Genomic DNA, 13,051 nt, shown 5'->3' with positions numbered 1-13,051 from the left:
TTTTAGCCTTAGGAATATGTTTTTAAGTACTAATGGCACCTAAATAAACTGAGTTTGACACTTGGTCTTCTGTTTGTGAACGGAAGGCAATCCAAAAGTGTAGGGTTTTACCTATTTGAAAGTTGGATAGGCTTAAAGTGTAAGTTTCGTTCATTCGTTCTGTTGCATTTTCAATAAAAAATGTATTGTTTTCGTTTTCTACTGCTACTAATATTTGCAACATATCTGTAGCTGTGTCTGATGTGGGTGAAGCATTGTTCTGCCAGTTTATCTCGACCATTGCGGCTGATACTAAAGTAATAGATAATGGAATGGCGGCTAATAATGCACCTTTGGAGAAACAAATATTTTGGTAATTTGGTGTTATAGTGGCTGTTGAATAGTCTATTACAAGGTTTGTTGTGATGTTGGTAAACGCTTGATTGTAAGAAGATCGCATGCCTGTACGATAACCATAGTGTTTGCAAGCATAGGCTCTGTATGAGGTCATAAAGTCTATGGCAAGTTTCATTCTTTGCTGAACGAGTAATTGTTTTTCTGATGGTGCTTTGGTTCTTTTTTTAGGTCTGATTCTTGAAATCTCGTGACCATTTACATTTGCTACAACTATACGCCCTGTGCGTCCTGAAGAGCCTGCTAAAAGTGAATCATAAATTTTTCCCATTGTTTTATTTTTTTAGGGGTTATTATGCTAAAGTTCAGCAATATATATTGACAAAAATTCTATTTTCTTAAAATTTCTCTAATTGTCAGGTTTTTTCCTTATTTTTCTTTCTTTTTCCTTGGTTATCTGTTTTTGTCTTTTCTATTAATTGATTATCAATTGATTATAAGTTATGTACTGTTTTTATGTGTTTGTTTTTTCGATGATTCTTCGATAGTTCTTCGATGGTTTTATATCTATTCTATATTTGTTCTTCGATGTTTGTTCGATGTTTGTTCGATGAAGTGGAGTAGAAGTTTTTATGTAGAAAATATGTAGAAAATTTTCATAAAGTTTGTTTTGATTGGCTTTGTTTACAAAAAAATATAAGTGCAAATGATGTTATATTGACAAAAAAGGTGTTGCTATATAACTAAAAAATCCGAGCTATGAGCTCGGATTTTTTATGTGTGAATGTATAATTATTTTGCTTGTTTATCAATTTCGTTTTGAATTATTTGCCAATCATAGATTTGGAATGTTTTTCCATTGCTCATAGCAACAAAGAAACCTTTTGGGAATTTAGTTCCAAAATTGAAGTTTATAGCATCAGCTCCGTCACATTCGATAGTAGAAACTGGGATTTTAGCAATCAATTTGTGTTCATTCGGATTTGAAGCTTCACCTTGTCGTTTGTATACATTAAAATAATTTGCTTGTTGATCCGAAATTAAGATATAGCCATCTGTTGCATTGGTTTTATAAATTGCAATTCCTTCGTGGTCGCGTTTAAAATCTTTTTGCCCAAAAAATGCAATTTCTTCGTTTCCTTTTTCTGGATCAGCATAATATTTTCTAATTCCTGCTGTTTCGTCAGCATAATAAATAAAGCCTAATTCTTCGTCAACTGCAATGGCTTCAATCTCTTTATTACCCGAATAATTTCCAAATTTGCGTACTAAAGTTGCTTCTATTTTTCCGTTCTTGTTTTCTAATGCATATTGATGTAGGTATTCGCCACTTACACCGTCTTTACGACCAACGATTGCATAAAACTTGTTGTTTTTGCTTTTGTAGAGCGCAATTCCCATTGGGTCTCGTAATGTTTCGTCTTTGAAAACTTCGACTCCGCCATTGTCAATCAATTTAAAATCTGGAAGCGAAACAATTCTAATTTTATTGTTTGCACGTTCGGTAAGCACTGCAATGTCAATGTTTTTTCCATTCAGAGGAAAACCGTACATCACATCTACATTATTTGGACGATTAAGTGGAACGATTTGGTTTACGATTTTACCATTCAAATCATAGGCATATAAACCGCCCGTCTCTTCTTGTTTGTCTGTTCCAATAATAAGTGATTTTTCTGGATTCTGATAATTGATCCAAATTGCAGGATCATCAGTATCATTTGGTGTTTGCTGTGTTGTAACAGTTGGTTTTACTGCATTTGTAGGAATTGGAGCCAGTTTAGAGGATTCACAAGAAAATAGAATAGTGAAGAGTGATAATGTGATGAATATTTTTTTCATAATTGTTTAGAAATCAAATTTTAGACCTAAAGTAAAACGTGGTTGATAATATTCGAGTTGCATTGTTTGACTCGAAACTCCTTGGTAATAACGTAAAGGTTGATTTGTTAAATTGTTTGCTTCTGCAAAAATTCGTAATTGATTTGAGAATTTATACGACGCATTTGCATCTAAAAATAATTGTTTGTCATAGTAACTATCCTCGAAAGCATTTCCTCCAATTTCGTCTAAATAAGCGGCGGTATAATTAACCGAAATACGCGCAGAGAACTTTTTGTTCTCGAATGCTAACGAACCATTGAACATGTGTGGAGCTGTTTTAGGTAAATCAAGATCTTCTCTCAAATCACCATCTTCATTGGTAATTCCTTTCGCTTTCGAATCGGTGTATGTATAGTTAAGGTAAATTCCTAAATGTTTGAAAAATTCGCCTGGAATGAAATCTAATTGACGCTGAAATGCTACCTCAAACCCAAAAACATTCACGTGATCTCCATTTCTAGCTTGTGTCATTTTCCAGTTTTCTCCAGCAGGAACTGGGTTTGCTACGTCAGGAAAAAGTGTTTGGAAATCATTTGTTGTAAATGTATTGTTTTTGTAGGTATAGATGAAATCGTTTAATTTTTTGTAGAAAAATCCTCCTGAAACAATTCCGATATTTTCGAAATAGTTTTCAGCCATTAAATCATAGTTTATGGCATAGGTTGCTTTTAGATTTGGGTTACCTGCAAAAAGCTCTGTATCTTCTTTTAAAACACTTACAAAAGGAGCTAAACTGTAATAATTTGGTCGTGCAATACTTGTTGTGAACGCTGCTCTTAGAATAAAATCATTTGTAAATTTATGTTTCAAAGAAAGACTTGGTAAAACATTGGTATAATCGTTTTTGTGCTTGATTTCTCCAATTAAATCTTCTTCATCTTGTACATAATTCCCTGTATAATCTATTGAAGTATTTTCGATACGAACACCAACGATCAAAGATGTTTTAGATGATAAATCTTGATCCCAACGAATGTATCCTGCCGAAATATATTCTTTCGCTTTATAGTTAGAGGCTAGATATTCAGAAGGTTCTAAGTTAGATTTGAATAGATTTGTATTGTTTAAATCTAAATTTCCTAATTGATGATTTGAATAGAAATATCCAGCTTGGTATTTTTTACCAGCATTGAAACGATTGCTTGACCAATTTACAGGATTTTGAGTACTCAAATTTCCCATTCCATCTATGCTTTCGTATGAATAGAAAATATTTTCGCGCTCTTTGTCTTTCAATCGAAGGCGACCACCAAAGCGTAAGCGTCCTTTCTGATTTGGAATAAGACTTAAGGGAACTCTGAAATTAAGCTTTGCACCAAATTCTGTTTCATCTGTATAATCGTGTTGTTCTGATAATGAACCAACTTTGAATTTGGTCAAATCTTCTGTAGAAGTTGTTGTTACATTTGGATATTTTGCATCAGATAAATCTTCATTAAAGGTAACACCTTTTGCACGATAATCGATGTAGCGCTCATTTGGTCTGTCTTCGCTTGCTTTTGAATAAGAAACAGCCCAATCCATATCGATTTTTGGAGATAATAAATGCTCTCCTCGTAACGATATATTGTAAACACGTTGATCTTCTAAACGTGCATTTTTATTGCGGTTATTATTAATTCCACCTTTTGTTTCGCGACGTATATTTCCTGTGTAAGTTCCTGTTTTTTCATCAAATTCTAAATCGCGATAAGTTACTCTATAACGATTTTCTCGGTCGTCACGCCAATTGTAAATAGCAGAAAGATCAATTCTATTGTTTTCATTAAACTTATAATCTGCCGAAAAAGACGCACTTCTTCTTACGCGTTGAATGTCATATTTACGAATCTGAAATTGTGACAAATAGGTTTTATTTTCATCTTTGTCCCAAACTGCTTCGATATTATCCGAACCAAAATTTTGAACCTGATAACTTCCTGAAACAACCACACCTAATTTCTTGTCAAAGAATCTATTTCCATATAAAAAAGCTGAATTGTACAAGCCTTTTTCGCGAATTGGTGCATAACCACCAGAAGCCGTTATAGAAATACGCTCTTTGTTTGGAACAGCACGCGTAATCAAATTTACAGCTCCACCAATTGCGTCTGCATCCATATCTGGTGTCAAAGTTTTGTTCACTTCGATAGATGAAATCATTTCCGCAGGAATCAAATCCATTTGTACATTTCGGTTATCACCTTCGGCAGATGGAATACGATCTCCATTTAACATGACCGAATTTAATTCAGGCGATAAACCTCTAATGATAATGTTTCTGGCTTCACCTTGATCGTTTTGCATTGTAACTCCAGTCACACGTTTTAACGCATCTCCGATGTTAGAATCTGGAAAACGACCAACTTGATCTGAAGAAATAATATTGGTAATATTTCCGTTATTTTTTTGTTGATTCAATGCTTTTGCTTGCCCTTTTAAATAATCACCAACCACAACAACTTCATTTAGTTCATTGTAACCTGCGTTTAGAGAAAAATCAATAACGGCTGTTTTATTTTCGGTAACTTCTATTTGTTTTGAAATGGTTTCGTATCCCAAATAATCAATATAAATGGTATAAATACCAGGCGTAAGATTTAGAAATTGATAATTACCATTTTGGTCAGATACAGTATATTTATTGGAATTCTCGATGCGAATTGTAGCTCCTGGTAACGAAAATTGATCGTTAGAATCTACAACTTTTCCTGAGATAACACCGCTTTGAGCCAAAACGAATGGACCTAGAATGAATAAGGAGAGTTTTAAAAGATGTTTCATTAGAAATTAAATTTCGTCAAAAATACACTTGCTATATATCTTAATTGTTAAATATTTATTAAGAAATATTTAACAATTATAAAATTACTTCAATGATTAGTATGTAATTTGATATTTAATCTAGCTTTTTACTAATTTTAGATGCGTAGTAATTGTTACTTTTGCATGAAATAAAACTTCTGATGTCGATTGCTGAATATTTAAAATTCAATCAAAAAATAAATTATAAAAACGAAATATTAGCCGGCTTAACTGTTGCTATGACAATGATTCCTGAATCGCTTTCGTTTGCAATTTTAGCTGGTTTATCACCTTTAATAGGTTTATATGGTGCATTTATCATGGGAATTGTAACGGCGGTTTTTGGAGGAAGACCAGCGATGGTTGCGGGTGGAGCAGGTGCTACCGTTATCACTTTAATCGCGTTGAATGCTACGTATGGTGAGCAATATATTTTTGCTGCGGTTGCTTTAGCAGGAGTTTTCCAGATAGTAGTTGGTGTTTTCAAATTAGGAAGATTTGTTCGTTTAATTCCTCAACCTGTTATGTATGGCTTTCTAAATGGTTTGGCGGTTGTTATTTTTATGTCACAAATAGAACAATTCAAATCAACTACGAATGGAATAACGAGTTGGTTGAGTGGTACACCTTTTTATACGATGGCTGGATTGACGCTAATTACAGTTCTGATAGTTTATTTCTTTCCGAAATTAACGAAAATTATTCCAGCTTCTTTGGTTGCAATTCTTGTGACTTTTTTATTGGTTATCGGGTTTAATATTGATACAAAGACTGTAGGTGATATTGCGAGTATCAAAGGAGAATTGCCAAGTTTTCATATTCCGAGTGTTCCATTTACGTTAGAAACCTTGAAAATTATTTTGCCTTATTCGATTATTATGGGGTCGGTTGGATTAATCGAAACTTTGCTAACGCTTACATTGGTGGATGAGGTGACTGAGACGAAAGGTTCGTCGAATAAAGAATGTTTGGCGCAAGGTGCTGCAAATATTACAAACGGTTTTTTCGGTGGAATGGGAGGTTGTGCTATGATTGCTCAGACGTTTGTTAATTTAGATGCAGGATCTCGCTCGAGATTAGGACCAGCAATTGGAGCTATTACTATTTTGATTATTATTCTAATTGGCGCTCCAGTGATTGAGAAAATCCCAATGGCAGCACTTGTAGGTGTAATGATGATGGTTGCAATCTCGACTTTTAAATGGGGATTTTTTAAATTAATAACAAAAATGCCAAAATCAGATGTGTTTGTGAGTATTTTGGTGGCGATTATCACGATTGTGTTACATAATCTTGCTTTAGCTGTTTTTGTTGGTGTTATCGTTTCAGCTTTGGTTTTTGCTTGGGATAATGCAAAACGTATTCGAGCACGAAAATCTATTGATGAAAATGGACGAAAAATATATGAGATTTATGGACCTCTTTTCTTTGGTTCAACTTCTACTTTTTTAGAGAAATTTGAAATTAATTCTGACCCAAAAGAAATTATTATAGATTTGAAAGAGAGTAGAATAGTTGATATGAGTGCAATTGAAGCTTTAAATATTATTACATCTAAATATGCTCAACAAGATAAAATTGTAATTTTGCGACATTTGAGTAAAGATTCTATTCGATTATTAGAAAATGCAAAAAGCGTTATTGAGGTAAATATCGAAGAAGATCCAACTTATAATGTGATGCCGAAATAAAAAAGTCAGCTTTTTAGAAGCTGACTTTTTTTATAAATATCGTTCATTAATTACATTCATATGATGGATGGAATGACCAGCCATTACATAACCGATTTTCTCAACAGAATACTCTCGATTACCAACTTTTCCTATTTTGTTTAAAGTTTGATCATTAAAAGATTCAAACTGAAAGTAAGTTGCTTTCATCAAATTAGTCCATTCTTTTATTAATTCTTCAGGCTTTCTTTCATTTGCGTTCGAATTCAACACATAGGCATTTTCATCAAAGAAATTCAACGTTTGAGAATCTTCTCTCGCAATATGTTGCGCACGATAAGAAAAAATACGTTCACAATCTATACAATGTTGTATCATTTCTTTGATAGTCCATTTACCTTCTGCATATGCATAATCCCATTTATCTAATTCTGTTACAATTATTAATGTTTTCTTGATGTCAGCAATACGTGTCTGTAAAGCATCTACAACTTCTATTCCATCGTAAATAGAAGTATAATTGTCGTGGTTTATTGTATTCATTTTTCAGTAATTTTTTACAATTTAAGGATAATTTGATGGAGTTATTTTAAGTATTTGTTAAAAATAAACCTTCATTTTTTTGAATTCATTTTTGATTTTAATAAAAAAATACGATTCTTTTAGAAATCATAAATCTTGTATTTGATAAATTTATTTTCCTGAAAATCGTTGTTAAGTTTGAGTTGGAAAGTAATTTTAAAAACATAGAATATAAGCGCATGATTTCTAACTTATCATACTCAAGTGGTGCATCACAATATCCTCTTTTAGGAGAAACAATTGGCGAAAATTTACGAAATACAGTTGCAAAATATCCGCAACAAGAGGCTTTGGTTTGCGTAGATCAAAATTATAGAGCGACGTATACAGAATTTTATTCACAAACCGAACAAATAGCAAAATCATTGATTGCAATTGGTTTGCAAAAAGGAGATCGCGTAGGTATTTGGGCGCCAAATCGTGCGGAATGGACATTGTTACAATATGCAACGGCCCGTGTGGGAATGATTTTGGTTAATTTGAATCCTGCTTATCGTGAAAATGAACTCGAATTTGTATTAAATCAAGCTGAAATTTCTGCAGTTTTTGCTTCTTTAAGCTTCAAAACAAGTGAGTATAAAGTGATGTTGAATAATGTAAAAGAGAATGCGAAATTACTAAAACATATCATTATTTTTGAAGAAAATTGGGATGATTTTTTGATTAAAGGAGAAGAAATTTCGACTTCAGAAGTGCATCAAATAGAGCAATCTGTTCAGTTTGATGATGCTGTAAATATTCAATATACATCTGGAACAACAGGCTTTCCAAAAGGAGTAACTTTAACGCATCATAATTTATTGAACAATGGTTTTTTTATTGGTGTTCGATTAAATTATACGCATCGTGATCGTGTTTGTATTCCTGTTCCATTTTATCATTGTTTCGGAATGGTAATTGGTAATATGGCGTGTACTTCGCATGGCGCTTGTATGGTAATTCCTTCGGATAGTTTTGATCCTGCAAAGACTTTAAATGCAGTCGAAATGGAAAAGTGTACATCACTTTATGGAGTTCCGACGATGTTTATTGCGGAATTAGAATTACCAAATTTTGATCGTTTCGATTTAACATCTTTGAGAACTGGTGTAATGGCTGGTTCGCCTTGTCCGATTGAAATTATGAAGAAAGTGCAAGCTAAAATGAATATGAAAGAAGTTTCGATTTGTTATGGGATGACAGAAACTTCGCCAGTTTCTACACAAACTATTATCGGAACACCTTTAGAAAAGCAAGTTTCGACGGTTGGAACAGTTCAAGATCATTTAGAAATTAAGATTATTGATCCGCAAACAGGAGATATTTTACCTCGTGGAATTGCTGGTGAATTTTGTACAAGAGGTTATTCCGTCATGCAAAAATATTGGAACAATCCGGAAGCAACTGCGCAAGTTATTGACGAAAATAATTGGTTGCATACTGGTGATTTAGCGACTATGGATGTTGATGGTTATATTAATATTACTGGACGAATTAAAGATATTATTATCAGAGGAGGAGAAAATATTTCACCAAAAGAGATTGAAGATTTTTTGTACGAACATGAATCAATTTCTGATGTTCAAATTATTGGCGTTCCAAGTATCAAATATGGAGAAGAAGTAATGGCTTGGGTGAAAGTGAAAGATGGTATTAGTGTAACAGAAGACGAATTGAAGGCTTATTGTTTATCCATTGCTCATTTCAAACGTCCTAAATATTGGAAGTTTGTACAAGAATTCCCTATGACTATCTCAGGGAAAATTCGAAAAATAGAAATGAGAGAAGTTTCTATAAAAGAATTAGGTTTAGAAAATGCACGAAAAGTGAAAACATCTTAAAAAAAGTATTAAAATCTATATCAAAAGTAGACTCAAAAATAATAATTTCAATTATCTTTGAGTCTATTTTAATTTTACAAAAATAAACGATCTAAACGATGTCAAATATCTTATTAATCGAAGATGAACAGGCAATTCGCAACGTTTTGAAAAGCATTTTAATGGACGAAAATCCAAAATGGAATGTGGATGAAGCTGAAAACGGAGCTATAGGGCTTGAAAAAATAAAAGAAAAAGAATACGACTTAATTATAAGTGATATAAAAATGCCGTTGAAAGATGGGATGGAAGTTTTATCGGAAGCGATGGAATACAATCCTGATTTAACAATGGTGATGATAACGGGGCACGGAGATGTTGATTTGGCTGTAGATGCGATCAAAAAAGGTGCGTACGATTTTATTTCAAAACCACCAGATCTTAATAAATTATTGACGACTGTTCGTAATGCTTTAGACCGTAAATCGTTGCTGTCTTCGAATAAAGAATTGAAGAAAGAAAATAAAGCTTTAAAGAAAAAAGTTGCTAAAAAATATGAAATGATTGGTGATGCTCCTGCAATTGCAGAAGTAAAACAAATTATAGATAAAGTGGCTGCTACAGACGCTCGTGTATTGATTCTTGGTCCAAATGGAACAGGTAAAGAGTTGGTTGCTCATCATTTACACGAGAAAAGTAATCGTAATGTAAAACCTTTGGTTGAAGTGAATTGTGCGGCAATTCCAGCTGAATTAATCGAAAGTGAATTGTTTGGTCATGTGAAAGGATCGTTTACTGGAGCTGTTAAAGACAAGCAAGGTAAGTTTGAATTGGCAAATGGAGGAACAATTTTTTTAGATGAAATAGGGGATATGAGTCTTTCTGCTCAAGCAAAAGTTTTGCGTGCGCTACAAGAAGGAAAAGTTTCGCCAGTTGGTTCTGAGAAAGAGATTAATGTAAATGTTCGTGTAATTGCTGCAACAAATAAAGACTTACGAAAAGAGATTGAGGAAGGTCGTTTTCGCGAGGATTTATACCATCGTTTAGCGGTAATTATCATTAATGTTCCAGCACTTAATGATCGTAAAGATGATATTCCTGCTTTGGTTGAACATTTTATTACTGATACAACAAGTCAAAAATCTTTTGATAATTCAGCGTATGATGCTTTGAAAGAATTAGATTGGTCAGGAAATATTCGTGAGTTAAGAAATGTTGTTGAACGTTTATTGATTTTGGGTGATGATCCAATTTCGAGAAAAGATGTTGAACAATTCGTGAAAAAATAATTCATCTCAGATGAAAAAGATTTTCTTTTTGCTATTTATCAGTCAACTCTTTTTATTTTCTTGTAAAAAGGACAATGTAGAAGTGGATAAAAGTTCAGATAGCTTATCGCATGAAGATGTATTGTCTTTAGAAAAAAATTCTGTTTTTACAAATGAAACGCTTGTTTATAAGGGTGTTTTTGAAGGAAAATATTTTGGGGATAAAATTGTTTTGAAATTAGCAGATGATAAATTTACTGCTGAATACAAAGGTCAATCTTATAACGGAGAATTATTCAAAAAAGATGATGGATCGTTGATGGAGATTGATTCAAAAAAGAAAAAATTACCTTTTCAATTTTTACGTTGGTCGGACAATTCGGAGATTATGATTCTCAATGAAGATGGAATGGCTGATGATAATGGTGAAAATTATTTAACAAGAATTTCAGACAAATGAAAATAAAATTTACATGGATTTTAAGTCTTATTGCAATTACTTTTTTAGTAAGTTGTAATTCTTCTTCAGCCAGTAAAAATGATGAATTAGGAAAACGTTTTTTCGAAAATTATTCATCTCGAAAAGATTACAAGAAAATGTTGTCTTTTTACAATGATAGTTTGGTATATGAAAATGTAGCACAATATTCGGGAGGTTCTACGGTAGATCCGCGTTATTTATTGAATGATATTATTCGTTGGAGTGATCAAACGATGCAATATGAAAATAATAAATTATTGAAAGTAAATGAATTATTTTCTAACGATTCGATGATTATTGCAAACGGAGAATTTTCGCCTTATACCTATAATGGAATGAAGTTTCCAGCGATGAAATTCACGACATATTTGTATTTAGATCAAAATTCGAAAATCAAAAAACAAGTTGATTGGTTTAATTATCCAATTGAGGATATTATAGAGTTGTATCAATTGCAACAAGGTCAAGACAAAATAAAACTAGATAAACAATAGTTTTTAGTAAATCCAGTTAGAGTTTTTTAACTGGATTTTTTTATTTTTAGATATGATAAGAATTGCCGTAGAAAATGATATTCCTGAACTGAAAAGAATGATGATAAAATTGTTACAACATCATCAAGAGTTTAATGCATTGTATCAAATAGATTTGACCTACAAACATGATATTGATGATTTTTTCAAGGGAATTTTACATCAACAGAATATAAAAATATTTGTAGCCGAAATAGAAAATCAGTTGACGGGATATATTATTTGTTCGAAACATCTTCGTCCGAAATATTTTGTGATTAAATCAAAAGGAAGAATAGATTCGTTGTATGTTGATGCAAATTATCGCAATCAAAACATCGCTTCTAAATTGGTTAAAGAAGCGATAAATTTCTTGAACGATCAAGCATATATTGAATTAGAATTTACAGCTGAAAATCAATTTGCAAAAGGTTTTTGGCTGAAAAATGGTTTTGAGATTTTGAATCATCAATGTATTTTGAAATTGAATTAATATCAAAAAAAAAGCTCCAAAATAGGAGCCTTTAATTTATTGTTCAGAATTGAAATAGACTTTATAATAATACATTTTCTTTTCTTCGTCAAAACCACGCTCCAAATATTCTTCAGCTGCATCAGGATTTGTCAAATCTAATTTGATGTTAATCTTTGTATCTAATTTAATTTCACTTTTAATTTTCTTAGATTCTTTCATCAAAGTTGGAACTGAAACTTCGAAAGCTTCCACAAATTCAACACGATTATTTTCGCTATAATCTTTCTTATATTCTTTGAATTCATCAATAATTTCGAAAGGTTTCAAAACTTGATCTTCAAAAATTTCATTCGTTACAACTTCATTCGAATTCAACACATTTATCGAATTTGAGATAAATTCTGCTTGTTGTTTTTTGTCTGTTTTATCCAAAAGAAAATCATTCGAGAAATCTGTAATCAACTCCATATATTTCTTCGTATGGTAATTGTTATCCTTAATCAAATCAATTTCCAAGAAATTTTTCTTCCAATATTCTGACTCCACATTTTTATCATCGATAGAGTAGACGCGGAAACCTTCGTCGCGATAAGCATCAAGAATAAGACAGGCTTTGTCGATTCCTTCTAGCTTATAACCTTTCCAAATGTTGTAATCTAAACCACGTGATTCGTCAAAACGCAAGAATTTCTTCTTATTCTCTAATTTATAAATTCCAATTCCACGGCAAGGAATTCCGTCGAACATCATATTTTCGAAAAGGGCAATAAAAACTTCACCACTTTTGATCTGCGGATGTAATGATTTCTCGTATAAATGACTTAAAACTTCTTGCGAAAAATCGATAAAATCTATTTCTTCATCAAACATTTGCTTGCATTGATTATACAAAACATTAAATTCTAACTTTTCTGTATAATGCGTGAAACGATTAATTTCGAGTGTTTTTTTGAAAGGACTTAATAAGAAAGGTACCAATTGTTCTTCCTTAGATTCATCGTATTCTAGTGTTTTATCGGCAAAAATGTTAGCTTCTTCTCGAACTTTATGTCCAACTTTTTGTAAACTAATAAAGGCGATGTAAGCATTTTTAACGTCAATCATTTTATATAATTTCTTAAAAACAAAAGTAATCAATTCAGAAATCAATACAAACGATGTCAGGAATAAAAATATTTAACAAAATTGTCAAACAAAATTGTTAATGCAATTCATTGAATTTGAATGGCTTATAAATTATTTTGATTGTTATAACATTTTCTA

Annotated in this window: 11 protein-coding genes; 6 read left to right on the top strand and 5 right to left on the bottom strand. The window is 32.1% G+C overall.

All coding sequences use genetic code 11. The features are described 5' to 3' along the window. Positions 1-22: 22 nt before the first annotated feature. The 3 genes from B3I31_RS02585 to B3I31_RS02575 all read right to left on the bottom strand — a co-directional run bounded on the left by B3I31_RS02585 (position 23) and on the right by B3I31_RS02575 (position 4,980). The gene (locus tag B3I31_RS02585) at positions 23-664 is read right to left on the bottom strand and encodes a DUF6266 family protein (RefSeq protein WP_125349470.1); all 642 of its coding nucleotides are present in this window, start codon (positions 662-664) and stop codon (positions 23-25) included. Positions 665-1,125: 461 nt separating this feature from the next. After that, positions 1,126-2,175: a phytase gene (locus B3I31_RS02580; protein WP_286494891.1), complete on the bottom strand. Its 1,050-nt coding sequence runs from the start codon at positions 2,173-2,175 to the stop codon at positions 1,126-1,128. Between the two features lie 6 nt (positions 2,176-2,181). After that, on the bottom strand, positions 2,182-4,980 hold the full coding sequence (locus tag B3I31_RS02575; protein ID WP_291087456.1) for a TonB-dependent receptor: 2,799 nt from the start codon (positions 4,978-4,980) through the stop codon (positions 2,182-2,184). A 182-nt stretch (positions 4,981-5,162) separates the two neighbouring features. On the opposite strand from B3I31_RS02575, the gene B3I31_RS02570 reads away from it, so the two are divergent. Beyond that, on the top strand, positions 5,163-6,692 hold the full coding sequence (locus B3I31_RS02570; protein ID WP_291087453.1) for a SulP family inorganic anion transporter: 1,530 nt from the start codon (positions 5,163-5,165) through the stop codon (positions 6,690-6,692). Positions 6,693-6,722: 30 nt separating this feature from the next. On the opposite strand, the gene B3I31_RS02565 is transcribed toward B3I31_RS02570, so the two are convergent. Then, positions 6,723-7,214: a DinB family protein gene (locus B3I31_RS02565; RefSeq protein WP_291059960.1), complete on the bottom strand. Its 492-nt coding sequence runs from the start codon at positions 7,212-7,214 to the stop codon at positions 6,723-6,725. A gap of 218 nt (positions 7,215-7,432) precedes the next feature. Here B3I31_RS02565 and B3I31_RS02560 point away from each other — a divergent pair, with 218 nt between their 5' ends. From B3I31_RS02560 to B3I31_RS02540, 5 genes are all read left to right on the top strand, one after another. Further along, the gene (locus B3I31_RS02560; protein ID WP_038330517.1) at positions 7,433-9,073 is read left to right on the top strand and encodes an AMP-binding protein; all 1,641 of its coding nucleotides are present in this window, start codon (positions 7,433-7,435) and stop codon (positions 9,071-9,073) included. Positions 9,074-9,171: 98 nt separating this feature from the next. Next, positions 9,172-10,341: a sigma-54-dependent transcriptional regulator gene (locus B3I31_RS02555; protein ID WP_125349474.1), complete on the top strand. Its 1,170-nt coding sequence runs from the start codon at positions 9,172-9,174 to the stop codon at positions 10,339-10,341. Positions 10,342-10,351: 10 nt separating this feature from the next. Next, the gene (locus tag B3I31_RS02550) at positions 10,352-10,780 is read left to right on the top strand and encodes a hypothetical protein (RefSeq protein WP_038330520.1); all 429 of its coding nucleotides are present in this window, start codon (positions 10,352-10,354) and stop codon (positions 10,778-10,780) included. Beyond that, complete coding sequence (locus B3I31_RS02545; RefSeq protein ID WP_038330521.1) at positions 10,777-11,295, top strand: hypothetical protein; 519 nt, start codon at positions 10,777-10,779, stop codon at positions 11,293-11,295. The genes B3I31_RS02550 and B3I31_RS02545 overlap by 4 nt, the downstream gene beginning before the upstream one ends. Positions 11,296-11,347: 52 nt before the next feature. Beyond that, a complete protein-coding gene (locus tag B3I31_RS02540) occupies positions 11,348-11,806 on the top strand; it encodes a GNAT family N-acetyltransferase (protein ID WP_038330524.1) in 459 nt (152 codons plus the stop codon). Between the two features lie 36 nt (positions 11,807-11,842). On the opposite strand, the gene B3I31_RS02535 is transcribed toward B3I31_RS02540, so the two are convergent. Beyond that, positions 11,843-12,892 carry a nucleoid-associated protein gene (locus B3I31_RS02535; RefSeq protein ID WP_038330727.1) on the bottom strand — a complete coding sequence of 350 codons (1,050 nt, stop codon included), beginning with the start codon at positions 12,890-12,892 and terminating at the stop codon, positions 11,843-11,845. Positions 12,893-13,051: the final 159 nt, after the last annotated feature.

This window comes from Empedobacter sp. UBA3475 (assembly GCF_002378465.1).
In the GTDB taxonomy this organism is placed as follows: Bacteria; Bacteroidota; Bacteroidia; order Flavobacteriales; family Weeksellaceae; genus Empedobacter; species Empedobacter falsenii_B.
Note: the sequence above shows the minus strand (reverse complement) of the source record. Positions and strands in the feature narration are given on the sequence as shown.